This window comes from Auraticoccus cholistanensis (assembly GCF_009742705.1).
GTDB lineage: Bacteria > Actinomycetota > Actinomycetes > Propionibacteriales > Propionibacteriaceae > Auraticoccus > Auraticoccus cholistanensis.
This window is the reverse complement of the sequence record NZ_WPCU01000010.1, coordinates 778,897-803,530: the sequence shown is the minus strand read 5'-3', so window position 1 is coordinate 803,530 and position 24,634 is coordinate 778,897. Positions and strand designations below refer to the sequence as shown.

Sequence of the window (24,634 nt, the reverse complement as noted above, 5' to 3'; positions counted from 1 at the left end):
CGCCGTCCGTCACCGCGGAGCCGTCGCCCGAGCCGAGCCCCTCGGCGTCCACCGGCTCGCAGAGCGCCGGCCCGACCACCCCGGCGGAGCCCAGTCCGTCCGCCAGCACCGCCGAGCGCCAGGCGGAGCGGACCACCGGCCGGGCCGCGGACAGCCCCATCGCGCGCAAGTACGCCGCCACCGGCGGGCCGTCCGGACCGCTGGGTCGCGAGACCACGTCCGAGAGGGCCATCAGCGGCGGTCGCTGGGCCGGCTACGAGCACGGCCGGATCTACTGGTCCGCCGACACCGGCGCGCACACGGTCGTGGGGGGCTTCCTGGAGGAGTTCGTGGCCGACTCCGGCAGCCGGACCCACGGCTTCCCCAGCACCGACAAGGTCTGCGGCGCCGTCCAGGGCGGCTGCTACCAGCTGTTCAGCAGCGGCAACCGGGTCACCTGGGCCAAGGGCGCGGGGCACCACTTCACCGTGGGCGACTTCCGCAAGGCGTGGCGGCGCGCCGGCTACGCCAGCGGCAAGCTCGGCTACCCGATCGGCGACAAGCGCTGCGGGCTGCCCGCCGGCGGCTGCTACCAGTCGTTCCAGAAGGGGTCGGTGCACTGGTCCTCGGCCACCGGCGCGCACTGGTCCACCGGCGGCATCCGCCGCGAGTGGGCGAGCTACGGCTGGGAGCGCGGCATCCTCGGCTACCCCGAGTCCGACGAGCGCTGCAACAGCGGCGGCTGCTGGCAGTGGTTCCAGCACGGGGTCGTGGAGTGGAAGCCCGGCCGCGGCACCTGGGCCACCCCCGACTTCCGGCCGGTGGTGCGGCGCACCACGGCGGCCGACGTCGAGGACACCTACCGCTCCGGCTGCCCGGTCGGGCCCTCCAGCCTGCGCACCATCACCATGAGCTACTGGGGCTTCGACGGGCGCGCCCGCCGCGGCGTGATGATCGTGCGCTCCTCCATGGTGGACGGCGTGGTGGCCGCCTTCGAGGAGGCCTACCGGGCCCGCTACGAGATCTACCGGATGGACAACCCGAACCGCTGGGGCGGGGACGACCCGAAGCAGATGTACGCCAACAACACCTCCGGCTTCAACTGCCGCAGCGTGGTCGGCAACCCCTACGCCGTCTCGCCGCACTCCTACGGCATCGCGGTGGACATCAACACGGTGCAGAACCCCTACAAGGACGCCCGCGGGACGTGGTGGCCCTCCAACGGCCACAAGTACATCCTCGGCGGCGGGCTCAACCGGCCCAAGGAGCACCCGGCGGTGCTGACCACCGGCAGCACCATCGTCAAGGCGCTGGAGAAGCGCGGCTGGTTCTGGGGCGGGCGCTGGGCCAACCGGGACTACCAGCACTTCGAGAACGACTGATGCGGGTCCGCACCGGGACGCCGGCGGCCGTCGTCCTGCTGCTGGTGCTGAGCGGCTGCAGCGCCGGGACGCAGCCCGGCGTCCCCACGCCGGAGCCCACGGTCGCGACGACCGCGCCCGGGACCGCCACGCCCGCGACGGCCGGCGGCAGCCCGCAAGCCACGACCACACCGGCCGAGACGCCGACGGCCTCGTCCCCGGACCGCGAGCCGCCGCCCCGGCCGACCGCGCCGGCGCCCTCCACCGCCGGTGACCTCGACCAGGACGACCTGCCCCGTGAGGTGCTGGGCTTCACCGCCGAGGAGCGGCCGCCGTCGGAGGGGGAGTACGTGCCCAACGGCACCTGGACCCACGCCGTCGACCCGGCGCAGGCGGCGTGGGAGGCGCTGCCGCGCTGCGGGGCCACCCCGGCGGAGGAGGTCGTCCCCGAGCACGCGCTGGCGGCCACCTACCTCGACGAGGCCGGACGTCCCGGCAACGGCCTGCTGATGTCCTTCGCCGACGCGGACACCGCCGGCCGCTACGCACGCGGCTACCGCGAGCTGCTGCAGGGCTGCCCGAACGAGGGCGCCGCGCCGCTGGTCGTCGAGCCGGTGGCCGAGGACGGCAGCTGGTACGCCGGACGCCGCGGCTGCGGCCCCGAACGGTGGTCGGAGCTGGTGCTGCAGCGCGAGGCGGAGGTGCTGCTGCTGATCGTCCAGGACGACGGCACCGCCGACGCCGACGAGCTCACCGAGCTTGCCACCGACCTCACCCGCTGACGACCACCAGCTCGTCGCCCTCCGGGTCGGCCACCCGCCAGCGGTCCAGCGACTCCTCCAGCAGCCGGCCACCGGCGGCGAGCGTGGTGGCCAGCCGCGACTCCGCGACCTCCGACGGCACGGCCAGCTCGACGTGGACGCGCCTGCGCGGCCGGGCGGGGACGCACCGGGAGCCGGGGCGGTCACTCCTCGACGCGCAGGTTCTCCATGGCGTCGCGGGCCGGCTGCATGAACTGCGGGCTGGTGTCGGGGATGGAGGCGTAGAACAGGCTCGCGGTCGCCTCGCCGGTGGCCACGATCATCAGGATCAGCGTCTCGCCCTTGGTCTCCAGGTCGGGGATGTCGAAGGTCAGGTGCGACTCGACCAGCCAGGCGTCCTTGCCGTCGACGGTGGTGGCGCGGCTGACGCGGTCGTCGCGGGTGACCTCGGTGTTGGGCCCGTAGAAGACGCCCACCACGCAGCGGACCACGATCTCGGCCCCCTGCTCGGGGGTGAAGAAGCCGTCACCGGCGATCAGCTCGCCGACCAGCACGCTGGCCACCCAGCTGCTGCCCTCGGACTCGAAGTCCTCCACGAAGGCGGTCTGGACCTGCACGTCGCGGCCGAAGGGGACGCGGTTGTCCGGGTGCGGGGCCTCCCAGGGCGGCGGCAGCATGGGGAACGACAGCGCGCCGCCGTGCACCCGCCCGTCCGCCGGCGGGGGCGTGGGCTCGGCCGTCGCAGGCTGCTCCTCGGGGCACACCTGCTGGGTGGGCTGGCCGTTGGGCCGCTGGCCGGAACCGCCGCCCGCCACGTCGGACACCGCCCGCACGGCCAGCCCGATCAGCACCGCCACCACCACACCGACCACCGCCAGGACGGCGATCCAGCCCTTGGAGCTGCGGGTGCGGGCCGGAGGGACCGGGTGGTGCTGGCCGTAGCTGGCGTAGCCGGCGTGGCCGTGGCCTCCGGGGCCGCCGCCGGCGGGCCCCTGCTGGCCGAGCCGGCCCAGCGGCTGCGTCCCCGGGGTCGTCGCACGCGGCACCAGCCCCTGCGACGGAGGAGCCGCCTGCGGGGTGGGGGAGAGGGCGGCCGACCACGCCGAGCCGTCCCAGTAGCGGAACATGCCCGGCTGGCCGCCCGGGTCGGGGTACCAACCAGCTGCAGGATTGCTCACGGCGAGAAGTCTAGGAGCGGTGAGGAGCAGAGCCCGCCGGGCGCGAGCGGCTCAGCCGAAGCGACCGGTGATGTAGTCCTCGGTGGACTGCACCGACGGGTTGGAGAAGATCTTGTCGGTGTAGTCGAACTCGATCAGCTTGCCCGGCTTGCCGGTGCCGGCGATGTTGAAGAAGGCCGTCTTGTCCGACACCCGGGAGGCCTGCTGCATGTTGTGGGTGACGATGACGATCGTGTAGTGCTCCTTGAGCTCCCCGATCAGGTCCTCCACCGCCAGGGTCGAGATGGGGTCCAGGGCCGAGCAGGGCTCGTCCATCAGGATGACCTCGGGCTGCACGGCGATGGTGCGGGCGATGCACAGCCGCTGCTGCTGCCCGCCCGACAGGCCCGAGCCCGGCTTGTCCAGCCGGTCCTTGACCTCGTTCCACAGGTTGGCGCCCTTGAGCGAGCGCTCGGTGATCTCGTCCGCCTGGGCCTTGCCCATCCGGATCCCGTTCAGCCGGAAGCCGGCCAGCACGTTGTCGCGGATGCTCATCGTGGGGAACGGGTTCGGGCGCTGGAAGACCATCCCCACCTTGGAGCGGACGCGGACCGGGTCCACCCCGCTGGCGTAGATGTCCTCGGCGTCCAGCAGCAGCTGGCCCTTCACGGTGGCGTTGGGCAGCACCTCGTGCATGCGGTTCATGGTCCGCAGGAAGGTGGTCTTGCCGCAGCCGGAGGGGCCGATGAAGGCGGTGACGGTGCGCGGCTCGATGCGGATGTTGACGCCCTCGACGGCCAGGAACGAGCCGTAGTAGACGTCGAGGTCGATCGCTTCGATGCTCTTGGACATCTCGGAGTTCTCCTGTGGTGAGGGGCTCAGCGCCCGGTCTGCTTGGGGGCGAAGGCCCGGGCGATGAGACGCGCGGCCAGGTTGAGGGCCATGACGAGCAGGACCAGCACCAGCGCGGCACCCCAGGCGCGCTCGATGGAGGGCCCGACGGCGGTCGGCGAGGTCGGGTTCTGCAGCTGGCGGAAGATGAACACCGGCAAGGTCATCATCCAGTCGTTGAACAGGTTGGTGTTGAGCCGGACGGCGACACCGGCGGTGACCAGGATCGGGGCGGTCTCGCCGATCACCCGGGCGATGGCCAGCGTGACCCCGGAGGCGATGCCCGAGATCGCGGTCGGGATGACCACCTGGACGATCGTGCGCCACTTGCGCACCCCCAGGGCGTAGGAGGCCTCACGCAGCTCGTTCGGGACGACCCGCAGCATCTCGACGGTGGAGCGCACCACCACCGGGATCATCAGCACCGACAGCGCCACGGCGGCCGTGAAGCCCATCAGGCTGTCCTGGGGGTCGACCAGGCTGAACAGCAGCGCCGCGCCGAACAGCCCCGCCACGATGGAGGGGATGCCGGTCATCACGTCGACGAAGAAGGTGATGGCCCGCGACAGCCAGCCGTCCTGGCTGTACTCGACCAGGTAGATCGAGGTGAACAGCCCGATCGGCACCGAGATGACGGTGGCGGCGAGGGTGACGAGCACCGAGCCGACCAGCGCGTGCAGGATGCCGCCGTAGACGGGCCCCTCGCCGGCGGCCGCCGCCTGGTCGGTCTGGGAGGTGGCGTACTGCATCGTGCTCGCCAGGAAGCCGGGGTCGAGCAGACCGGGCAGGCCGTTGACCAGCAGCGTGACGATGACCGAGACCAGGGGCAGCAGGGCCAGCACGAAGGCCGAGCAGACCAGGACCGTCCAGAACCGGTCGACGCCGGCCTGGTGGCCCTCGACCGTCCGGGCGGCCACGAACATGCTGGGCACGAACAGCAGCCAGGCGATGACGATCCAGCCGGGCAGGTTGAACCCGATCAGGGACATGATCCCGGCCGAGACGGCCAGCGCGCCGGCGCCGACGGCCCAGGGGGTCCAGCGCGGCAGCCGGCCCGCGGTCAGCGAGCTCTTCTGCAGGGTGGCGACGGCGCTCATCAGTTGGCTCCCGAGAAGTCCTTGTAGCGGGCGACCACGAGCCGGGCGAGCACGTTGACCACCAGGGTGATCACGAACAGCACGAGCCCGGCGGCGATCAGCTCGCTGCGGCGGATGCCGAAGGCCTCGGAGAACCCGAGGGCGATCTCGGCGGGGATGGTGGAGTTGCCGGTGCTGATCAGGCTCGCGGTCAACGGGCCGGGGGAGAGCACCAGGGCGACGGCCATGGTCTCGCCCAGGGCCCGGCCGAGCCCCAGCATCACGGCCGACACGATGCCGGCCCGGGCGAAGGGGAAGACGGCCGCCTTGATCATCTCCCAGCGGGTGGCGCCGAGGGCCAGCGCGGCCTCCTCGTGCAGCTTGGGCGTCTGCAGGAAGAGCTCGCGGCACAGCGAGGTGATGATGGGCAGCACCATCACGGCCAGCACCAGCGCGGCGGTCAGCAGGGTGCGGCCGGTCGTGGAGTGGGTGGGCCCGAAGATCGGGATGAAGCTCAGGTGCTCCGACAGCCAGGCGTAGCCCGGGACGAGGGCCGCCCCGAACACCAGCGCGCCCCAGGCGCCGTAGACCACCGACGGGATGGCGGCCAGCAGGTCGATCACGTAGCCCAGCGGCTGGGCCAGCCGCTTCGGGGCGTAGTGGGAGATGAACAGCGCGATCCCGACGCCGACGGGCGTCGCGACCAGGATGGCGATCAGCGAGGCCACCACGCTGCCGGCCACCAGCGGGCCGACGTAGCCCCAGAAGCTGGTGTCGCGGTCGAGCTCCTCGGGGGAGGCGACGACCGCGGGGATGGCGTCGCGGATCAGGAAGGCCGCCACGCCCGCGAGCACCACGAGGATCACGATCCCGGCGGCCAGGCTGATCCCGGAGAACAGCCTGTCGCCGAAGCGGCCCGACCTGTTGTCCAACGGGACGCCGGCTGGCGCGTCGACGGGCGGTTGTTCGGTGTCCGTCGTCTGGGCCACGGCGCTCCCTCGGGTCTCGGTCTGGCTCATCGTCCACCCTCTGGCTCAACGATCACAACATGCGTCACGGGAGCCGCCGTGCGGTAGGTCCCCCGGTGGGGCCGGACGGCCCCGGGATCTCAGGCGTCGAGCCGCTGACGTCGCTCCCGGCGACGTCAGCGGCCCTCGGCCCCAGACCGTGGCCCGCAGCACGCGGGCCCGTGCGTCACTGGACGGTGATGCTCTCGATGGCCGCGGTGGCCTCCTCGCTCAGCGCGGAGGACAGCGGGGCGTTGCCGGCGGCGTCGGAGGCGGCCTGCTGGCCCTCGGGCGAGACGGCGAACTCACCGAAGGACTTGATCAGGTCGACCGTCTCCTGGTCGGCGTAGGTGGTGCAGTAGATGTGGTACGACACCAGCACGACCGGGTAGGTACCGGCCTCCTCGGTGGCGCGGTCCAGCTCGACGGCCATGTCCTGCTCCGCACCGCCGCCCACGCGCTCGGCGGTCTCGACGGCCTTCGAGGCGGCCTCGGCGGAGTAGGGGACGTACTCCTCGCCGACCTTCACCGCGACGCTGCCCAGCTCCTGGGTGGCGGAGGCGTCGGCGTAGGTGATGGCGCCCTCGGTCTGGGAGGCCAGGCCGACCACGCCGGAGGTGCCCTGCGCGTTCTCGGCGGCCTCCTCGCTCGGCCAGACGTCTCCGGCCTCGTAGGTCCACACGTCGGGGGCGGCGGCCGAGAGGTACTCGGTGAAGTTCTCGGTGGTGCCCGAGTCGTCGGAGCGGTGCACGACGGTGATCGGGGTGTCGGGCAGCTCGGTGCCCTCGTTCTGGGAGGCGATGGCCTCGTCGTTCCAGGTGGTGATGTCACCCTTGAACACCGAGGCGATGGTCTCGGCGTCCATGTTGATGGAGTCGACACCGGGCAGGTTGAAGGCGACGGCGATCGGGGAGATGTAGGCCGGCACGTGGAAGGCGCCCTCGGGGCCGCAGATCTCCTGCGACTGGGCCAGCTCCTCCTCGTCCATCACCGAGTCCGACCCGGCGAAGGAGTACTGCCCGGCCAGGAAGCCCTCGCGGCCGCCGCCGGAGCCGACCGGGTTGTACTGCACGGTGACCTGCTGCTGGGTGCTGGAGTAGGCCTGGATCCAGGCGGTCATCGCGGACTCCTGGGAGGAGGCCCCGCCGCCGGTCAGGGTGCCGGAGAGCTGCTGCTCGGCCGGGGCCGGAGCGGCCCCGCCACCGTTGGTCGTGGGCGGCGCCTCGTCGGCGGCGCATGCGGACAAGCCGATGGCTGCGGTGGTGAGCACGGCGACGAGCGCGCCCGCGCGGGAGATCTTCACAAGATGCCTTCCATTGCTGGGTCCAGTAGGGAAGCCCCCCGGCTTCCGCTGCCGAACCTAGGAGCAGGTGGTGACCACCTCAGCCCCTGCACATGAACAACAGGTGAACGCCTGCGCTCCGGCAGATGCACGCCTGCGCCGGGACCCGTCTCAGGGCCCGCGGACCTCTCCCGTGGAGGTCTCCACCCGGGGGTCCTCGCCGAGCTCGGCGCCGCGTCGGCCCGGGGCCAGCTCGACGACCGAGCCGTAGCCGAAGACGGCGCCGGGAGCGTCCACGACGACCTCCTGGCCCTTGTCCCGCAGGGACCGGACCACGTCGTCGGGGAGGCTGCCCTCGACCTGCAGGACGTTGGGGACCTCGTGCGGGGCCACGGAGTCGGGGTGGAACTCGGTGACCAGCCGTGGCGCGGCCACCGCCTCCGCCGGGGTCATCCCGAACTCCGCGACCGCGATGAAGTGCTGGGTCTGGACCTGCGGCTGGGTGTCGACGCCGATCACCCCGCCGAGCAGCCACAGCTCCTCGCCGCGGGTGGCCATCCACGGGTTGCCGGTGTAGCGGACCCGCTTGCCCGGCTGCAGGTGGTTCGGGCTGCCGGGGTCGTCGGCGGTCATGAACCGCATCCGGTTGTTCAGCATGATGCCGGTCTCGCCGGCGGCGGTGAGCTGGAAGCCGGTGCTGGTGGTGACCGCGACCGCGTCACCGGAGGCGTCGACCACCTGGAAGGTGGTGGTGTTGGTCATCTCCTCCACGCCGTCGGTGATCGGCCAGGCCAGCGCCGCGTCGGGGTCGATCCGGGCCAGCTGGGCGGTGCCGTACTCCTCGCTGAGCACCTGCTCCAGCGGTGCCCGGGTCAGGTCGGGGTCGCCGACGTAGGCCTCGCGGTCGGCCATGGCCAGCTTCATCGCCTCGACCTGCAGGTGCACGGCGGCCGGGTCCTCGGGGCCGCCGGAGAGGTCGGCCGTGCGCAGCGTGTTGAGGGCGGCCACCATCGCCAGCCCCTGGGAGGGCGGCGGGTTCTGGTGGACCGTCACCTGCTCGTCCCAGGCCAGGCTGAGCGGCTCGGTGAGCCTGGCCTCGAAGCGGGCCATGTCGGCGAGCGTGACGTAGCCGCCGTCGGCCTGGATGGCCTCGACGACCTGCTCGGCGAGCGGGCCCTCGTAGAGGGCGTCGCGTGCGGCGCGCAGCCCCTCGTCGTGGTCGCCGGCCGCGGTGTAGCTCTCGCTCAGCGTGGTGAGCGTCTCGGCGAAGTCGCGCTGGACCACCGTCTCGCCCTCACGCAGCGGGGTGCCCTCGGGCAGGTAGACCTCCTCGGCGGCCGCGTTGACCGCCCCTCCCTCGACCGAGATCGCCAGCCGCTCGGCGAGGTCGGAGCCGGCGGGGTGACCCTCGCGGGCCAGCTCGACGGCCGGCTGCAGCAGCCGGTCCAGGCCCAGCCGGCCGTGCTCCTCGAGCAGCAGCATCCACCCGCCCCAGGCGCCGGGGACGAGCGACTGGTACAGGCCGTAGCCGGTCTCGCCGCGGGTCCGGTAGTCCTCGACCGTGTACTCCTCGCCGACGTAGCCCACCCCGCTGAGGCTCTGGATCCGCCCGGTCTCGCCGTCGCGGTGCAGGGCGGACGTCTCCCCGCCGATCACGTTGGAGAAGTACGGCTCGACCACGCTGAGCACCGCCGCGGCCGCGACCGCCGCGTCGGCCGCGCTGCCGCCGTCGGCCAGCACGTCCAGCGCCGCCTCCGTGGCTGCCGGGTGGACGGTGAGCGCGACCTCCACCCCTGCGGTCGTGGGGGAGGCGCTGCTCGGGCTGGGCACCGGCGCGCCGCCGGTGCCGCTCGCGGGCGCGGTGCCGGTGCCGCTGCAGCCGCTGACCAGCACGGCCACCGCGGTCGCGGCGGTCAGGGCGGTCCGGGCGGTCCGGGCGGTGAGGGCGGTGAGGATCGGCAGCGGCGAGGCCGGTCGGATCATGGGCATCACGGACGACCTCTCGGCAGACGGCACCTATCCCGGATGCTACGTCGCGCCCCCGCGCCCCACCGGGGCTTCGGCGCAGCCCGGTCGGGCGCTCAGCTGCGGGGGCGGTGACGTTCCTGCGCCAGGGGTTCGCCGTCGGGGCCCAGGTGCAGCACCACCATCTCGGCCGTGGCCAGCCCGCGGTGCGGCAGTCCGAGCGCGTCCTGCATGTGGGGGATGACCGGCCGGTGCCCGCACAGGGCCGCCGGCTCGCCGGCCGCGACCGCCGCGGCCACGAACTCCTCGACGACCTGGGCGACGCCGTCGGCGTCCTCGCTGCCCTCCTCCTCGCTGAGCCGGCTGGAGGTGAGCAGCTCCACGCCGGCGGCCTCGACGTAGGGCCGGACGGTGCTGACGCAGCGGGTCGAGGAGGAGCTCAGCACGCGGCGCACCCCGAAGGCGGCCAGCATGGGGACCAGGTCCTGGGCCTGCTGGCGTCCGCGTCCGGTCAGCGGCCGGGTGGCGTCGACCAGCGTCCAGTTGCTGCGCTGCATCGCCTTGGCGTGGCGGACCAGCACGACCGTGGTCGTGGGTGGCAGGGCCAGCGCCTGCTCGACGCGGCGGACGTCGTCACGCCGGGTGAGCCGGCGGCGGGCCCGGTGCAGGTCCCACCAGCGGACCTTGTCCACCTCGTCGTCGGGCCGGCGCTCGTGCTCGCCGACCACGCCGGCCCGCCACCACGACACCAGCTTCTCCCCGGCGGGGACCCGGTAGCGCTGGGAGTCCAGCCGGCAGTCCAGCCGGATGTCGAGCCCGGTCTCCTCGCGCACCTCCCGGACCGCGGCCACCACGCCGCTCTCGCCGGGCAGCTCCTTGCCCTTGGGCAGGGACCAGTCGTCGTAGCGGGGCCGGTGCACCACCGCCACCTCGGGCCCGTCCGGGCCCGGGCGCAGCACCACCGCCCCCGAGGTGGGGATGATCGCCTTCTTGGCCATCGGCGGGTTACCGCGTGCCCCTACTTGCTCCGCCGCCGGCTCTTGGCCGCGATCAGCGCCTCCTGCATGTCGACCAGCGGGCGCCCGTCCGCTCCGGTGGTGCGGGCCGTCCAGCCGGCCTCGCCGTCGAGCCACCAGGAGACGGTGTCGTCGGCGAAGGCGGTCTCGAACAGCTGCTCGATCTCGGCGATGTGGGCCTTGTTGGTGATGGAGGCCAGCACCTCGACCCGGCGGTCGAGGTTGCGGTGCATCAGGTCGGCCGAGCCGATCCCCACCACCGGACGCCCGCCGCCGGCGAACCAGAACAGCCGGCTGTGCTCCAGGAAGCGGCCCAGGATGCTGCGCACCCGGATGTTCTCGCTGAGCCCGGGGACCCCGGGACGCAGCGTGCAGATGCCGCGCACCCACAGGTCCACCGGCACGCCCTCGCCGGCGGCGACGTAGAGCGCGTCGAGCACGGCCTCGTCGACGGCGGAGTTCACCTTGATCTTGATGCCGGCCGGCAGCCCGGCGCGGGCGTTGACGATCTCGGTGCGGATGAGGTCGATCAGCCCGGTGCGGATGCCGTGCGGGGCCACCAGCAGCCGCCGGTAGCGGGTCTCCTGGGTCATCCCCGAGAGGTGGTTGAACAGCCGGGCCACGTCCTCGGTGATCACCGGGTTCGAGGTCAGCAGGCCCATGTCCTCGTACATCCGGGCCGTCTTGGGGTTGTAGTTGCCGGTGCCGATGTGGGCGTAGCGGCGCAGCCCGTCGGGCTCGTCGCGGACCACCATCGACAGCTTGCAGTGGGTCTTCAGCCCCATCACGCCGTAGACCACGTGCACCCCGGCCTCCTCCAGGGTGCGGGCCCAGCGGATGTTGGCCTGCTCGTCGAAGCGGGCCTTGATCTCCACCAGCGCCAGCACCTGCTTGCCGGCCTGGGCGGCCTCCACCAGGGCGTCGACGATGGGGGAGTCGCCGGAGGTGCGGTACAGCGTCTGCTTGATCGCCAGCACCTGGGGGTCGGCGGCGGCCTGCTCGACGAAGCGCTGCACGCTGGTGGCGAAGGAGTCGTAGGGGTGGTGCAGCAGCACGTCGCGCTGCTTCAGCGCGGCGAACATGTCGGCCGGCTTGGCCGTCTCGACCTCCGCCAGGTGGGGATGGGTCTTGGGCAGGAAGGCCGGGTACTTCAGGTCCTCGCGGTCGATGTCGGCGAGGCTGAACAGGCCGCTGAGGTCGAGCGGCGCGGGGAGGGTGAAGACCTCGCGCTGGTCGACGTCGAGCTCGGAGACCAGCAGGTCGAGGATGGCCGGGTCGATGCCCTCCTCGACCTCCAGCCGCACCGGCGGACGTCCCACCTTGCGACGCAGCAGCTCCTTCTCGAGCGCGAACAGCAGGTTCTCCGCGTCGTCCTCCTCGACCTCGACGTCCTCGTTGCGGGTGACGCGGAAGGTCGTCCACTCCAGCACCTGCATGCCGGCGAAGAGCTGGTCCAGGTGGCGGGCGATGACGTCCTCGATGGCCACGAAGCGGCTGCCGCCCAGCGACAGGAACCGGGGCAGGATGGTCGGCACCTTGACCCGGGCGAACTGGCGGGCGCCCGTCGCGGGGTTCTTCAGCAGCACGGCCAGGTTGACGCTGAGCCCCGAGATGTAGGGGAACGGGTGCGAGGGGTCCACCGCGAGCGGGGTCAGCACCGGGAAGATCCGCTCGGCGAAGAGCCGGCGCATCGTGGACTTCTCGTCGTCGGTCAGGTCGCGCCAGGGCAGGATCTGCACCCCCTCGGCGGTCAGCTCGGGGCGGATCTCCTCCTCGAACAGCCTGGCCTGGGCGGTCACCAGCTCGCGGGTCCGCTGCAGGATGGCGTCGTGCAGCTCGCGCGGCAGCAGGCCGCCCGGGCCCGCGACCGCCACGCCGGCGGCGATCCGCCGCTTCAGGCCCGCCACCCGCACCATGTAGTACTCGTCGAGGTTGGAGCTGAAGATGGCCAGGAACTTGGCACGCTCCAGCAGCGGGATCCGCTCGCGGTCGCGGGCCAGCTCCAGCACCCGGTTGTTGAACGCCAGCCAGGACAGCTCGCGCTCGGAGAAGCGGTCCTCCGGCAGCGCGGCCAGCGCCGCGGCGAAGTCCTCCTCGGTGTAGGGGGCGGCCACCCGGGCGCCGTCGGACCCGGGCTCGGCCAGCCGTTCCCCGGCGTCCACCAGGGCGGCCGGCGGCGCGCCGGACTGGTCGACCTCGCCGGTCCGTGAGGCCACCTTGCGCTCCTCGGTGCCGCGCACGGCGGCGTAGAGCACGTCGCGGTGGACGGTGACGAAACCGGCGCTGTGGTACATCTTCACCACCCGCTGCTGGTCGGCCTCGACGTAGAGCCGCACGTGGTTGTGGCCGGTGGCGGCGAGGTGGCGGACCCCGGCGGTCAGCAGCGCCCGGCCCAGACCCATGCCGGCGGCCTCGGGGTCGACGCCGAGGACGTAGACCTCGCCGACGTCGCCCTCGGACTTCATCCAGTGGTAGCCGACGAGGCGGCCGTCCCGCTCGGCGACCAGGAAGTCCTCGGGGGAGAACCACGGCTCCTCCATCCGCAGCCGCAGGTCCTCGGCGGTGATGCGGCCCTGCTCGGGGTGGTGGGCGAAGGCCCGCAGGTTCACCGACAGCCAGCCCTCCTCGTCCTCGCCGGGACGGAAGGTGCGCAGCGTCACCCCGTCGGGGACCAGCACCTCGTCGGTCACCGGGTTGGCGGCGAGGTCGCGGCCCATCATCAGCAGCTCGCGGACCACGTCGAGGCCCTGCCGGCGGGCCATCTCGGTGGCGGCGGGCAGCCGGCCGAAGGCCCAGAAGGCCAGCTCGGGCAGCTCGGTGGCGGGCGTGCCCGGGTGGCGCTCCTGGTGGCGGGCGCGCACGGCCTCCAGCAGCAGCGTCCCCCCGCCACGACGGCGGGCGTGCGGGTGCACCATCAGCTGCGCGGTGCTCTGGCCGTGCTCGTCGTCGGCCCACCGCGCCTGCGCGTACCCGACCAGGGTGTCGCCGGCCTCGGCGTCGCACAGCACCCAGTGCTCGACCTGGTCGCCCGGGGTGGGCAGGGCCAGCAGGGCGGCCTCGTTGAGGGGGGCCGTCTGGTCGGAGGCGAGGCACGCCTCGTAGAGGCCGAGGACCTCGGCGCGGGCCTGGTCGTCCAGGGTCTGGCGCAGCTGCACGTGCATGTGCCCACCGTAGGGCCCGGGGGCGACGCCGAGGTGTCGGGACCGTGACCGGAGGCTGACCCCGCGGCCAGGCACGCTGTGCGGGGCCGGCGACGGGCCGGCGGGCGACGACCAGCAGGAGGAGCCGCAGATGGACGACGAGCTCGGCGTGGCACGGGTGGAGCACCTGCGCTCGTTCCTGGGTGAACCCGTCCGGCTGGTCGAGGACGTCCACGACGGGGTGCGGTTCGACGTGCTGCTGTTCCCGCCCACCGGGCGGGTGCCCCACGCCACCCTGGTCACCGACGGGTTGTCGGACGTGGGCAGACGGCGCGGAGGCGGCAGCGGCCGTGGCGGCGAGCAGGAGCTGGTCCGGTCCGAGCTGCTGCTGGGCCTCCCGGCCGGCTGGCCGGGCACGGACGCGTCCGACGGGTCGCTGCTGGAGGCGCCAGCGAGCTCCTGGCCGGTGACGGTGCTGCGCGAGACGGCCAGACTCAGCCTCGACGAGGAGCGGGCGCTGGAGTGGGGCACCACGGTCGGTGGCCCCGAGTTCCGCGACCTGGTGCCTGCCGGCGTCCCGTTCGGCGGGGTGCTGGTCGGACCGCCGCTGGCCTACCCCGGCGACCTGGCCCTCGCCTCCACCCCCGTCGGCGAGGTCCGCTACCACGGGGCGCTGCTGGTGACGCCGGACGAGCTCGACCACGCGCTCGCCGTCCCCTACGGCAGCAGCGGGCTGCTCGAGCGGCTGTGGCAGGCGGGGGTCAGCGCCGTGGTGGACCCCGGGCGGGCGGGGGTGGTCGACGGGCCGCCGCCGTGGACGGTGCACGTGCTGCTGGGGGACAGCCCCGACCACCTCGGCCAGGTGCTCGACCACGACCTCCCCGCGCTCTCGGCCGCGCTGGCCGAGGACCGCGCGACCTCGTACCTGATGCCGCTGGACGAGGTGTCGGTCCAGCTGCGCCTCACCGGACCGATGGACGTGCACCGGGTGCTGCAGGACGCCGGCTGGACCGACGCCGACGCGCCCCTGCACGACGCGGTGCCGACCCACCGCAGGACCGTCGAGCTGGCGCCGGTGGGTGGTCGCGGTCTCGAGGCCCTCGTCGCGGTGCTCGCCCTGGTGCGGATCCTGGCCGAACGCCGGCACGTGGTCGCCGTGTGGCTGCCGCAGCAGGGTCACCTCGCCACGCCGCAGCGGCTCGTGCAGGAGATGGACGACATCGACGTGTCCTTCCGGGTCCACCCGTTCGTCGAGGTCCCGGACACCGTGACCACGCGCGGGCTGGAGGCGCTGGGAGGCCTGGAGGTCCGGTTCACCGCCCCGCGGCTCTCGGCCGAGGACCGGCGGCGACGGCTCCGCAGGGTGCTCCAGAGCCGGCCCGAGTCCCGGGACATGGTGCTACCGGCAGCGGGCCAGCGAGGTCGTCACGGGTTTTCCCGGTACGCGCTGGTCGAGGCCGTCGACCCCAGGACGGCCGAGCGGTACCTGGAGCTCGTCGACGGCGGCTGGCGCGGCCGGTTCGACCGCCAGCGAGGACGTGGGCCGAGCGGCTCCCTCAGCTCTTGACGACCAGCCGGTAGCCGACGTTGCGGACCGTGCCGATGATCGACTCGTGCTCGGGGCCCAGCTTGGCGCGGAGGCGGCGAACGTGGACGTCCACGGTGCGGGTGCCGCCGTAGTAGTCGTAGCCCCACACGTCGGAGAGCAGCTGCTCGCGGCTGAACACGCGTCCGGGGTGCTGCACCAGGTACTTCAGCAGCTCGAACTCGGTGTAGGTCAGGTCGAGCTGGCGGCCGTTGAGCCGGGCGGCGTAGCCGGCCTCGTCGATCACGATGCCGCCGGAGGCGATGACGTCGCGGTCGTCGTCCGCGGGGGTGGTGGCCAGCCGCAGCCGGGCCTCGACCTCAGCCGGCCCGGCGCTGTCGACCACCAGGTCGGTGAACCCCCAGTCGCTGGCCAGGGCGGTGAGGCCGCCCTCGGTGACCACGATGACCACGGGGGTCTCCCCGCCGGTGGTCTGGATGATGCGGCAGAGCGCGCGGGCCGCGGCGAGGTCGGTGCGGGCGTCCAGCAGGATCGCGTCCGCGCGGGGGGCCTCGAGCAGCGAGGACGCCTCGGCCGGCACCACCTGCACCTTGTGGTGCAGCAGCGCCAGCGACGGGAGCACGTCCGACGCCGTCGTGGCATGCTTGCTCAACAGCAGCAGAGTCGCCATCCCGCCCCTCGGTCATCCCCCATCCGCCTGCCCTGTTGGGCATGGCAGAGAGTAACAGCCATGCACCGTGTCACCCTCCGTTACTGGGCCGGCGCCCGGGCCGCGGCCGGCGTCGAGACCGAGCAGGTGCAGGCGTCCTCGCTGGCGGAGGCGCTGGAGGCGGTGAAGGCCGCCCGTCCCGGTGACGCCGAGTTCGCGCGCGTGCTGGACGTCTGCAGCCTGCTGCGGGACCGCCGCACCGTGCCGCGGGCCGCCCTGGCCGAACCCCTGGACGCCGACGCCGAGCTCGAGCTGCTGCCTCCCTTCGCCGGCGGCTGAGCGGGCCCACGGGCGGCCGAGGCCGGACCCGGGTCAGCGGGGTGGGGGAGGGGCGGTGCTGTCCCGGACGACGAGGTGTGTGCCCAGCTCCACCCGGCGCGGACGGTCGTCGTCGCCGGGCTGCGGGTCGAGCAGCATGCGGGTGGCGGTGACGGCCATGTCGCGCAGCGGCTGGTGGACGGTGGTCAGCGGCGGGTCCACGTAGGCGGCCAGCGGCAGGTCGTCGTAGCCGACCACCGACAGGTCCGCCGGCACCCGCAGGCCCAGCTCGCGCGCCGCCCGCAGCACGCCGAGGGCCTGCATGTCCGAGCCGGCGAACACGGCGGTGGGGCGCTCGGGCAGGCTCAGCAGCTCCCGGCCGTGGTGGTGACCGCCGGCCACCTCGAAGTCGCCGTAGCGGACGAGCGCGGGATCGAGGGTCACTCCGGACTCGTCGTGGGCGCTGCGGAAGCCGTCCACCCTCGCCCGGGAGCAGAGCACGTCGGCGGGTCCGGTGACCACGGCCACCCGGCGGTGCCCGAGCTCGAGCAGGTGGCGGGTGGCCGACAGCCCGCCGTGCCAGTTGCTGGACCCCACGGTGGGCACGTCCGGCGGCGGCTCGCCGTCGGTGTCGAGCACGACCAGGGGCACCGAGCGGCTGGCGAGCCGGCGGCGCTGGTCCGGGTGCAGGGTCGACATCACGGAGATGACGCCGACGGGCCGACGGGCGAGCACCCGCTCGACCCAGCCCTGCCCGGGGTGGTGGTGCCCGCCCGACGCCGAGAGCACGACGCCGACGCCGGCGGCGGAGGCCGCCTCCTCGACGCCGCGGATGATCTCGGTGGCCCAGGCGGAGCCGATCTCGTGGAACACGAGGTCGAGCAGCGGCGGGGTGCCGCCCGGCTGCGCCTGCCGGCGGCGTCGGTACCCGCTGCGCTGCAGGGCGATCTCGACCCGGGCGCGCGTCGCCGGGGAGACGTCGGGGCGGCCGTTGAGCACCTTCGACACCGTGGGCACGGACACCCCGACCTCGGCGGCGACGGCGGCCATGGTGGGCGTGCCGCGGCCGTCCGGGATGTCGGGGGAGGAGCTGGTGCTCACGGGCCGTCCTGTCGGGTCTCGAAACTATCGGAACCGTACCAGCCTCTCGCTCCCGCCTGTGGACAACTGCCACAGGGCCTTGACCCACCCTGACGTGCCTCCTAGATTCGGCACGTACCACGACGTGCCGAAACTTTCGGCGCTCGGAGACGAAGGAGTCCCTGTGGGCGAGACCGACGACCTGGACGTCCAGCGGGCGGTCTGGACCGACCCCGACCGTCCTGTGGAGGAGCGGGTGGAGGCCCTGCTGGCCGTGATGTCACCGGCCGAGAAGGCCGCCCAGCTGGGCAGCTACTGGGCCGACGAGCGGGACTCCGACCAGGTGATCGCCCCCATGCAGGACACGCTGTCGGCGGGGCGCCGGTCCTTCGAGACGGTGGCCGCCGACGGCATCGGCCAGCTCACCCGTGTCTTCGGCACCCGACCGGTGACCGCGGAGGAGGGACGGCGGCAGCTGGCCGAGGCCCAGCGCTTCCTGCTGACCGGGACGCGGCTTGGCATCCCCGCCCTGGCGCACGAGGAGTGCCTGACCGGGTTCACCACCCTCGGCGCGACCGTGTACCCGACCAGCCTGGCCTGGGCGGCCACCTTCGACCCGGAGGCGGTGCACGCGATGGCCCGCCGCATCGGCGGCGACCTGCACGGCGTGGGCGTCCACCAGGGGCTGTCACCGGTGCTGGACGTGGTCACCGACTACCGCTGGGGACGCGTCGAGGAGACCTTGGGCGAGGACCCCTACCTGGTGGGCACGCTGGCCACGGCCTACGTCTCCGGCCTCGAGCAGTCCGGTGTCGTCGCCACCCTCAAGCACTTCGCCGGCCACGCCTCCTCCCGCGGCGGGCGGAACCACGCGCCGGTCTCGGTGGGCCACCGCGAGCTGCGCGACCTGGTGCTGGTGCCCTTCGAGATGGCGCTCCGGCTGGGCGGGGCCCGCAGCGTGATGAACAGCTACACCGAGACCGACCGCGTCCCCGCCGCGGCCGACCGCTGGCTGCTGACCGAGCTGCTGCGGCAGGAGTGGGGGTTCGAGGGCACGGTGGTGTCCGACTACTGGGCGGTGCCGTTCCTGCAGGCCAAGCACCGCGTCGCGGGCACGGTGGCCGAGGCCGCCCGGCTCGCGCTGCACGCCGGCATCGACATGGAGCTGCCCGACCTCATCGGCTACGCCCGTCTCGACGAGGACGACCCCGACCCCGCCTCCACCCGCGCCGACGTCGACACCGCGCTGCGCCGGGTGCTGCGGCAGAAGATCGAGCTGGGCCTGCTCGACCGCGGCTGGGAGCCCGACCCGACCGGTCCCGCGCCCGAGCTCGACAACGCCGACAACCGCGCGGTGGCCCGCCGCCTGGCCGAGGAGTCGGTGGTGCTGCTGGCCAACGACGGCATCCTGCCGCTCGCCCCGGACGCCTCCGGACGGGTGCTGCTGGTCGGTCCCTGCGCCGACGACCCGGGCTGCCTGATGGGGGCCTACTCCTTCCCCATCCACGTGCTGGCGCGTCACCCGGAGCTCGGTCTGGGCATCGAGGTCACCTCGCTGCCCGAGGCGTTGCGCGCCGAGCTGCCGCAGGCCGAGATCGCGGTGCTGCCCGGCACCCCGCTCGTCGACGCCGACCCCGAGCTGGTGGCCGAGGCCGCCGAGGCCGCCCGCGACAGCGACCTCGTGATCTGCGTGGTGGGCGACCGGGCCGGCATGTTCGGTGCCGGCACCTCGGGGGAGGGGTCCGACGCGCCCGGCCTGGAGCTGCCGGGACACCAGCCGGAGCTGGTGGAGGCGCTGCTGGCCACCGGCACGCCCGTCGTGCTCGTCGTCGTCTCCGGACGGCCCTACGCGCTGGGTCGCTACCTGGACCGCACCGCCGCCGTCGTGCAGGCGTTCCTGCCCGGCTCGGAGGGGGCGCCGGCGCTGGCCCGGGTGCTCACCGGTGCGGTCAACCCCAGCGGACGGCTGCCCGTCCAGGTCCCGGCCAGCCCGGCCGCGCTGCCGCACACCTACCTGGCGCCGCCGCTGGGCCAGGACGGGGACAAGATCAGCAACCTCGGCATCGCTCCCGCCTTCCCCTTCGGCCACGGGCTCTCCTACACCTCCTTCGAGCTGTCCGGTCCGACGCTGGACGCCGACCAGGTGCCGGTCGACGGGCAGCTGACCGCCTCCGTGCGGGTGGCCAACACCGGCGAGCGGGCCGGGGCCACGGTGGTCCAGCTCTACGCCGACGACCCGGTCGCCCAGGTGACCCGGCCGGTGCAGCAGCTGGTCGGCTTCGCCCGGGTGGAGCTGGCGGCGGGGGAGGCGGCGGTGGTCGACTTCACGCTGCACGCCGACCGGTTCTCCTTCGTCGGCGTGGCCGGGGAGCGGGTGGTCGAGCCGGGCGAGGTCGTGCTCTCCACCGGGCACTCGGTCGGCGACCTGACCGGGTCGGCGTCCCTGCAGCTCGTCGGCGCCACCCGGCGCACCGGTCCGGGGCGGGAGCTGGTCACCGGGGTGGCGGTGACCCGCGAGGGTTGAGCGGCCTCGCCGGGGGTGGGCCGGTGGGGGAGCCGGCTCAGTCGACGTCGAGGACCAGCGTGACCGGTCCGTCGTTGACCAGCCGGACGTCCATGTGCGCCCCGAAGACCCCCGTCTCCACGGTGGCGCCGAGCTCGCGCAGCGACCGCACCACCGCCTCGTACAGCGGCTGGCTGACCGCTCCCGGGGCGGCCGCCGACCACGACGGGCGGCGTCCCTTGCGGGTGTCGGCGTAGAGGGTGAACTGGCTGACCACCAGCAGTGGCGCGTCCTCCTGCTCGCAGGAGCGCTCGCCCTCGAGCACGCGGAGCCGCCAGACCTTGTCGGCCAGCCGGGCCGCCGTCTCGACCGTGTCGCTGTGGGTGACCCCGACCAGCACCAGCAACCCGGGTCGGGTGAGGGAGCCGACGACCTCCCCGGCCACGGTGACGTCGGCGGAGGTGACGCGTTGCAGCACGGCTCGCACGGCCCCGAGGGTAGTGCCGTGCGCCGGCCTGGGCGCTCCGGCAGACTCCGGGGGGTGATCCGCGCCGTGGAGTCGTTGCCCGTCCGGCTGACCGTGCGCGACCTGGAGCCGGAGGACCTGCCGGGGCTGTCGTGGTCCGGCGGACCCGCCCACCTGCGGGTGGTGGCCGAGAGCTGGCAAAGGACCCTGTCGGAGGAGGTCGTGCTGCTCTGCGTCGAGGCCGGCAACGGCCAGCTCGTCGCCTGCGGCGGGCTCGACCTGGTCAAGGAGCCGCAGGCCGGCGAGCTGTGGATGCTCTCGGTGCACGAGGCCTGGCAGTCGCTCGGCGTGGGCACCCTGCTGATCGGCGCCCTCGAGCAGGAGGCGGCCGTGCGCGGGCACCGCCGGGTCCAGCTCAGCGTCGAGGACGACAACCCCCGGGCCGCCGCCCTGTACCGCCGGCTCGGCTACCGCCCGGCCGGACGCCGTGAGGAGTCCTGGCCGCTGGACGACGGCACGCTGCACCGGACCACCACCACCGTGCTGCGCCGCCAGCTCTGAGCCCCGGCCTCCGTCCGGCCCCTCCCGCCGGCCGCCCTAGACTCGCGGGCATGGCGTTCGAGATTCCCGAGGGACTGCACCCCGACCTGATGGGCCTGGCCTGGATGATCGGCCGGTGGGAGGGCACCGGCAAGGGCAGCTGGCCCGGCCAGGGCGAGTTCGAGTACGGCCAGCAGGTCGACTTCGCCCAGAACGGCGGCCCCTACCTGCACTACCTGTCGCAGACCTTCGAGGTGGACGAGAACGGCACCGCGGTGAAGCCGCTGTCGATGGAGACCGGCTTCTGGCGGCCCCAGAGCACCGGCGACATCGAGGTCGTGATGTGCAGCCCCGAGGGCTGGTCGGAGGTGTGGCTGGGCAAGGTCACCGGCGCCAAGATCGAGCTGACCACCGACGCAGTGGTGCGCACCGCCACCGGCAGCGACTACACCGCCGGCCACCGGCTCTACGGCAACGTCGAGCACGACCTGCTGTGGGCCTTCGACCGGGCCACCAGCGACCAGCCGCTGCAGCCCTACATGTGGGCGCGGCTGCAGCGCCGGGCCGGCTGATGAGCTGGTCGGACACGGCGGTCCTCGCCGAGGGCGGCCCGGACGCCGGCGTGGCCTGGCACCACGGCGACCCGATGCGCGAGCAGCGCGCGATGGACACCACCGCGCTGGTCGACCTGTCCAGCCGGGGCGTCATCTCCGTCACCGGCCCGGACCGGCTGTCCTGGCTGCACTCGCTGACCACCCAGCACCTGGAGCAGCTCGCCCCCGGGGTCGGCACCACCGGCCTGGTGCTCTCACCGCAGGGCCACGTCGAGCACGCCTTCTACGGCGTCGACGACGGCGAGACCTTCTGGGCCCACACCGAGCCCGGAGCGGCACCGGCGCTGGTGGAGTTCCTGGACCGGATGCGCTTCATGCTCCGCGTCGAGGTGGCCGACCGCACCGAGCAGCTCGCCGTGGTGTGGCAGGCCGGCCCGTCACCGGAGGGGCCGCGGATCACCCGCTCGGGCGCCGACAGCCTCGGCGGGCACGAGTCGTTCGTCCCCCGCGACCACCTCGACCACTTCCTCGCCGGCCAGCTCGAGGCCGGGGCCACCCCCGCCGGCACCTGGGCCTACGAGGCCCGGCGGATCGCCGCCGGCGTCCCGCGCGTCGGCATCGACACCGACCACCGCACCATCCCCAACGAGATCGGCGTCCTCGGCGTCGCGGTCCACCTCGACAAGGGCTGCTACCGCGGCCAGGAGACGGTCGCCCGGGTGCACAACCTGGGACGTCCGCCCCGCCGGCTGGTGCTGCTGCACCTCGACGGCAGCGTGGACACGCTGCCCGAGCGGGGCTCGGAGCTGGTGCTCGACCCGCGCGCCGGAGGCGCAGCGGAGGGCAAGGTCGTCGGCTTCGTCGGCTCCTCCGCCCGCCACCACGAGCTGGGCCCGATCGCGCTCGGGCTGGTCAAGCGCAGCGTCGACGTCGGCGCCCCGCTGCTCGCCGGCGGCGTCGCCGCGGCCCAGGAGGTGCTGGTCGACCCCGAGGTGGGTCTCCACGTCCGCGCCCGCCTCTGAGCCCGGACGCGGCGACGGCTAGCCGCCGCACTCGAAGCGCCAGCCGCCCCCCGCGTCGGACCAGCTCGCCACCGGCTGACCGGCGCGGGTGAGCGTGTGCGTCGTCCAGCTCCGCGAGCCGCTGCGCTGCTGCGTCGTCAGCGACATCCCCTCGGCCTCCGCGGCCTCCCGCCAGCCGTCCTGGTCGCGGGCCGAGTCGTAGACCGAGCGGGCGACGTCGCAGCGCTCGTCGGCCACCGCCCACCCGCGCACCACGAAGGTCGCCACCAGGAAGAACCCGGCCAGCACCCCGTACAGCAGCCGCACCGAACCCGGGGAGGCGTCGCCGAGCCTGGTGTAGCCGGAGACGTCGTCGGGGCCGTGGTGACGTGCCACCCGCCAGGTCGCGAACCACCGGGGACGGATCGCGACCAGGGCGACGAAGGCGGTCAGCGCCAGCCCGCCGACGGTGATCCAGGTGCTCGTCATGTCCGGCATGGTGCCGGGCGGCGGGGCCACCGCCTCCGCCGCCGCGATAGCCTCCCGCGGTGAGCAGCGACGTGGAAGTGGTCGAGGTCGTCCGCAACGGCTTCGTCGAGTGCGTGCACCGCGCCCGGGTGGCGGTCACCGGCCCGGACGGCGAGCTGCTGGCGTCGCTGGGCGACGCGGAGGCGCCCCTCCTGCCCCGCAGCAGCAACAAGCCGCTGCAGGCGGTGGCGATGGTGCGCGAGGGGCTGGACGTCGAGGGCGAGCTGCTGGCGCTGGTCTCGGCCTCGCACTCCGGTGAGGCCTTCCACCGCGACGGCGTGCGCCGGATCCTCGGCGGCTGCGGTCTGGACCCCTCCGAGCTGCAGAACGTCGTCGACTTCCCCTCCGACGCCGAAGCCCGGGAGGAGTGGATCCGCCAGGGCCACCGCCGCGAGCGGATCGCCATGAACTGCTCGGGCAAGCACGCCGGCATGCTGCGCACCTGCCAGCGCAACGGCTGGTCGCGCGGCGACTACCTCGACCCGGCCCACCCGCTGCAGCGGCGCACCCGCGACGTGGTGGCCGAGCTGACCGGCGAGCCGGTCGCGGTGGACGCGGTGGACGGCTGCGGGGCACCGCTGCTCGGGTTCTCCCTGGCCGGGCTGGCCCGGGCCTTCGGGCGCATCGCCGCCGCGGCCGGGGGCGCCGAGCGCAAGGTCGCCGACGCCGTCCGCAGCCACCCCGAGTGGACCTCCGGCACCCGGCGCGACGAGCTCCGCTTCCACCGGGCGGTGCCGGGGTCGGTGGGCAAGGCCGGCGCGGAGGCGGTGTACGCCATCGGGCTGCCCGACGGGCGCGGCGTGGCCCTGAAGATCGCCGACGGCTCCGAGCGGGCGCGGGCGCCGCTGATGGCCGAGGTGCTGCTGGCGCTCGGCTTCGACGACCCGGGGCTGCAGGCGCTGCGGACGTCGCCGGTGCTGGGGCATGGCCGTCCGGTCGGCGAGGTCCGGGTGGTGCCGGGGGCGCTGGCCGCGCTGGCCCGCTGAGACCCCGCCGTGCCCGGGACCGGTGGCACGCTGTGCGTTCGTGGCGGTGGCGGGCGGTGTCGTCCCCTAGGCTCGGAACGTGACTGACCTTCTGGACTGGAGCGGTGTCGAGGCGGCCCTGTTCGACCTGGACGGCGTGCTGACCCCGACCGCCGAGGTCCACATGCGCGCCTGGTCGGTCATGTTCAACGGCTTCCTGCGCGGGCGCGGCGTCGAGGAGCCCTACACCGACGCCGACTACTTCGCCCACGTCGACGGCAAGCCGCGCTACGACGGCGTCCGGGACTTCCTCGCCTCGCGGGGGCTGACGCTGCCCGAGGGCGACCCCTCCGACGACCCGCAGCGCGAGACGGTGTGCGGGCTCGGCAACCGCAAGAACGACGCCTTCGCCCAGGTGCTGGCCGCCGACGGGGTGCAGCCGTACCCGGGCTCGGTGGCCCTGCTGGACCACCTGGCCGCCGCCACCGGCGTGAGGATCGCGGTGGTCTCGTCCTCCCGCAACGCGGTGCCGGTGCTCGAGGCGGCGGGGCTGCGCACGCGCTTCGACGTGGTGGTCGACGGGGTGGTCGCCGCCCGCGACCAGCTGCCCGGCAAGCCCCGCCCCGACACCTTCGTCCGCGCCGCCGAGCTGCTGGGTGCCCAGGTCGCCGCCTCGGTGGTGCTCGAGGACGCGCTCTCGGGGGTGGCGGCCGGCCGTGCCGGCGGCTTCGGGCACGTGGTCGGCGTCGACCGCGGGGTCGGTGCGGAGGCCCTCACCCGCGCCGGCGCCGACGTGGTGGTGCGCGACCTGGCCGAGCTCGTCCCCGGCTGAGCCACCGCAACGCCCCT

The 24,634-nt window shown here is 73.9% G+C and carries 22 protein-coding genes and 2 pseudogenes (1 of these 24 cut by a window edge); 10 read left to right on the top strand and 14 right to left on the bottom strand.

Annotation, left to right across the window (positions count from 1 at the left end; translation table 11 throughout):
* Nucleotides 1–1,361, top strand: partial view of a M15 family metallopeptidase gene (locus GC722_RS18745; RefSeq protein WP_156611958.1) — the 3' portion only. Its footprint begins 163 nt before the window's first position; only the last 1,361 of its 1,524 coding nucleotides appear in the window; its start codon lies beyond the left edge, outside the window; the stop codon is at nt 1,359–1,361.
* A complete protein-coding gene (locus GC722_RS17255) occupies nt 1,361–2,122 on the top strand; it encodes a hypothetical protein (protein WP_156611957.1) in 762 nt (253 codons plus the stop codon). Before GC722_RS18745 ends, GC722_RS17255 begins: the two co-directional genes overlap by 1 nt.
* Here the strand turns inward: GC722_RS17255 and GC722_RS17945 are convergent.
* The 10 genes and pseudogenes from GC722_RS17945 to mshD all read right to left on the bottom strand — a co-directional run.
* Nucleotides 2,112–2,261, bottom strand: a pseudogene (locus GC722_RS17945) (VOC family protein); the annotation flags it as partial. The gene GC722_RS17255 and the pseudogene GC722_RS17945 overlap by 11 nt on opposite strands.
* Nucleotides 2,262–2,304: 43 nt before the next feature.
* Nucleotides 2,305–3,279 carry a DUF2510 domain-containing protein gene (locus tag GC722_RS17250; RefSeq protein ID WP_197430250.1) on the bottom strand — a complete coding sequence of 325 codons (975 nt, stop codon included), beginning with the start codon at nt 3,277–3,279 and terminating at the stop codon, nt 2,305–2,307.
* A 51-nt stretch (nt 3,280–3,330) separates the two neighbouring features.
* A complete protein-coding gene (gene pstB, locus GC722_RS17245; RefSeq protein ID WP_156611955.1) occupies nt 3,331–4,110 on the bottom strand; it encodes a phosphate ABC transporter ATP-binding protein PstB in 780 nt (259 codons plus the stop codon).
* 26 nt (nt 4,111–4,136) lie between these two features.
* Nucleotides 4,137–5,246 (bottom strand): phosphate ABC transporter permease PstA, encoded by a 1,110-nt coding sequence (pstA, locus tag GC722_RS17240; protein WP_156611954.1) that lies wholly within the window; start codon nt 5,244–5,246, stop codon nt 4,137–4,139.
* Nucleotides 5,246–6,244 carry a phosphate ABC transporter permease subunit PstC gene (pstC, locus tag GC722_RS17235; protein ID WP_156611953.1) on the bottom strand — a complete coding sequence of 333 codons (999 nt, stop codon included), beginning with the start codon at nt 6,242–6,244 and terminating at the stop codon, nt 5,246–5,248. The genes pstA and pstC overlap by 1 nt, the downstream gene beginning before the upstream one ends.
* 175 nt (nt 6,245–6,419) lie before the next feature.
* Nucleotides 6,420–7,535 carry a phosphate ABC transporter substrate-binding protein PstS gene (gene pstS / locus GC722_RS17230; protein WP_331715017.1) on the bottom strand — a complete coding sequence of 372 codons (1,116 nt, stop codon included), beginning with the start codon at nt 7,533–7,535 and terminating at the stop codon, nt 6,420–6,422.
* A gap of 150 nt (nt 7,536–7,685) precedes the next feature.
* Entirely contained in the window at nt 7,686–9,503 is a 1,818-nt protein-coding gene (locus tag GC722_RS17225; protein WP_156611952.1) for a gamma-glutamyltransferase family protein, read from the bottom strand.
* A 92-nt stretch (nt 9,504–9,595) separates the two neighbouring features.
* Nucleotides 9,596–10,477 (bottom strand): NUDIX hydrolase, encoded by an 882-nt coding sequence (locus GC722_RS17220; RefSeq protein WP_156611951.1) that lies wholly within the window; start codon nt 10,475–10,477, stop codon nt 9,596–9,598.
* A 20-nt stretch (nt 10,478–10,497) separates the two neighbouring features.
* Nucleotides 10,498–12,609 (bottom strand): RNA degradosome polyphosphate kinase, encoded by a 2,112-nt coding sequence (locus GC722_RS17215; protein WP_331715028.1) that lies wholly within the window; start codon nt 12,607–12,609, stop codon nt 10,498–10,500.
* A 144-nt stretch (nt 12,610–12,753) separates the two neighbouring features.
* Nucleotides 12,754–13,656 (bottom strand): annotated as a pseudogene (gene mshD, locus GC722_RS18740) (mycothiol synthase); the annotation flags it as partial.
* A gap of 130 nt (nt 13,657–13,786) precedes the next feature.
* Here mshD and GC722_RS17210 point away from each other — a divergent pair.
* Complete coding sequence (locus GC722_RS17210; RefSeq protein ID WP_156611949.1) at nt 13,787–15,202, top strand: suppressor of fused domain protein; 1,416 nt, start codon at nt 13,787–13,789, stop codon at nt 15,200–15,202.
* On the opposite strand, the gene GC722_RS17205 is transcribed toward GC722_RS17210, so the two are convergent.
* Entirely contained in the window at nt 15,192–15,851 is a 660-nt protein-coding gene (locus tag GC722_RS17205; RefSeq protein WP_156611948.1) for a winged helix-turn-helix transcriptional regulator, read from the bottom strand. The two genes, GC722_RS17210 and GC722_RS17205, sit on opposite strands and share 11 nt — an antisense overlap.
* Before the next feature lie 60 nt (nt 15,852–15,911).
* Between GC722_RS17205 and GC722_RS17200 the strand changes: the two genes are divergently transcribed.
* A complete protein-coding gene (locus tag GC722_RS17200; protein ID WP_156611947.1) occupies nt 15,912–16,169 on the top strand; it encodes a MoaD/ThiS family protein in 258 nt (85 codons plus the stop codon).
* Between the two features lie 33 nt (nt 16,170–16,202).
* Here the strand turns inward: GC722_RS17200 and GC722_RS17195 are convergent, their stop codons facing one another.
* The gene (locus GC722_RS17195) at nt 16,203–17,249 is read right to left on the bottom strand and encodes a LacI family DNA-binding transcriptional regulator (protein ID WP_197430249.1); all 1,047 of its coding nucleotides are present in this window, start codon (nt 17,247–17,249) and stop codon (nt 16,203–16,205) included.
* Nucleotides 17,250–17,412: 163 nt separating this feature from the next.
* On the opposite strand from GC722_RS17195, the gene GC722_RS17190 reads away from it, so the two are divergent.
* Nucleotides 17,413–19,752: a glycoside hydrolase family 3 N-terminal domain-containing protein gene (locus GC722_RS17190; protein WP_331715016.1), complete on the top strand. Its 2,340-nt coding sequence runs from the start codon at nt 17,413–17,415 to the stop codon at nt 19,750–19,752.
* 37 nt (nt 19,753–19,789) lie between these two features.
* Here GC722_RS17190 and dtd read toward each other — a convergent pair whose 3' ends face one another.
* A complete protein-coding gene (gene dtd, locus GC722_RS17185) occupies nt 19,790–20,218 on the bottom strand; it encodes a D-aminoacyl-tRNA deacylase (protein WP_331715015.1) in 429 nt (142 codons plus the stop codon).
* Between the two features lie 54 nt (nt 20,219–20,272).
* Between dtd and GC722_RS17180 the strand changes: the two genes are divergently transcribed.
* Genes GC722_RS17180 through ygfZ form a run of 3 tightly spaced genes read left to right on the top strand, consistent with a single transcriptional unit; the run spans nt 20,273 to nt 22,313 of the window.
* Entirely contained in the window at nt 20,273–20,758 is a 486-nt protein-coding gene (locus GC722_RS17180) for a GNAT family N-acetyltransferase (protein WP_197430248.1), read from the top strand.
* A gap of 50 nt (nt 20,759–20,808) precedes the next feature.
* Nucleotides 20,809–21,309, top strand: coding sequence for an FABP family protein (locus tag GC722_RS17175; RefSeq protein WP_156611945.1), 501 nt, complete (start codon nt 20,809–20,811; stop codon nt 21,307–21,309).
* A complete protein-coding gene (ygfZ, locus tag GC722_RS17170) occupies nt 21,309–22,313 on the top strand; it encodes a CAF17-like 4Fe-4S cluster assembly/insertion protein YgfZ (protein ID WP_156611944.1) in 1,005 nt (334 codons plus the stop codon). The genes GC722_RS17175 and ygfZ overlap by 1 nt, the downstream gene beginning before the upstream one ends.
* Before the next feature lie 18 nt (nt 22,314–22,331).
* Here ygfZ and GC722_RS17165 read toward each other — a convergent pair whose 3' ends face one another.
* Nucleotides 22,332–22,781 carry a hypothetical protein gene (locus GC722_RS17165; RefSeq protein WP_156611943.1) on the bottom strand — a complete coding sequence of 150 codons (450 nt, stop codon included), beginning with the start codon at nt 22,779–22,781 and terminating at the stop codon, nt 22,332–22,334.
* A gap of 59 nt (nt 22,782–22,840) precedes the next feature.
* On the opposite strand from GC722_RS17165, the gene GC722_RS17160 reads away from it, so the two are divergent.
* Both GC722_RS17160 and GC722_RS17155 read left to right on the top strand, forming a co-directional pair.
* Complete coding sequence (locus tag GC722_RS17160) at nt 22,841–23,806, top strand: asparaginase (RefSeq protein WP_331715014.1); 966 nt, start codon at nt 22,841–22,843, stop codon at nt 23,804–23,806.
* 79 nt (nt 23,807–23,885) lie between these two features.
* The gene (locus GC722_RS17155) at nt 23,886–24,617 is read left to right on the top strand and encodes an HAD family hydrolase (protein ID WP_331715013.1); all 732 of its coding nucleotides are present in this window, start codon (nt 23,886–23,888) and stop codon (nt 24,615–24,617) included.
* The last annotated feature ends 17 nt before the right edge of the window (nt 24,618–24,634 follow it).

Bases quoted from the DNA above. Each gene is read 5' to 3' on its own strand.
- GC722_RS17220 (WP_156611951.1), bottom strand. From the start codon at position 10,477: ATGGCCAAGAAGGCGATCATCCCCACCTCGGGGGCGGTGGTGCTGCGC.
- GC722_RS17210 (WP_156611949.1), top strand. From the start codon at position 13,787: ATGGACGACGAGCTCGGCGTGGCACGGGTGGAGCACCTGCGCTCGTTC.
- GC722_RS17225 (WP_156611952.1), bottom strand. From the start codon at position 9,503: ATGCCCATGATCCGACCGGCCTCGCCGCTGCCGATCCTCACCGCCCTC.
- ygfZ (WP_156611944.1), top strand. From the start codon at position 21,309: ATGAGCTGGTCGGACACGGCGGTCCTCGCCGAGGGCGGCCCGGACGCC.
- GC722_RS17205 (WP_156611948.1), bottom strand. From the start codon at position 15,851: ATGGCGACTCTGCTGCTGTTGAGCAAGCATGCCACGACGGCGTCGGAC.
- GC722_RS17200 (WP_156611947.1), top strand. From the start codon at position 15,912: ATGCACCGTGTCACCCTCCGTTACTGGGCCGGCGCCCGGGCCGCGGCC.
- pstB (WP_156611955.1), bottom strand. From the start codon at position 4,110: ATGTCCAAGAGCATCGAAGCGATCGACCTCGACGTCTACTACGGCTCG.
- GC722_RS17255 (WP_156611957.1), top strand. From the start codon at position 1,361: ATGCGGGTCCGCACCGGGACGCCGGCGGCCGTCGTCCTGCTGCTGGTG.
- GC722_RS17165 (WP_156611943.1), bottom strand. From the start codon at position 22,781: ATGACGAGCACCTGGATCACCGTCGGCGGGCTGGCGCTGACCGCCTTC.
- pstC (WP_156611953.1), bottom strand. From the start codon at position 6,244: ATGAGCCAGACCGAGACCCGAGGGAGCGCCGTGGCCCAGACGACGGAC.
- GC722_RS17175 (WP_156611945.1), top strand. From the start codon at position 20,809: ATGGCGTTCGAGATTCCCGAGGGACTGCACCCCGACCTGATGGGCCTG.
- pstA (WP_156611954.1), bottom strand. From the start codon at position 5,246: ATGAGCGCCGTCGCCACCCTGCAGAAGAGCTCGCTGACCGCGGGCCGG.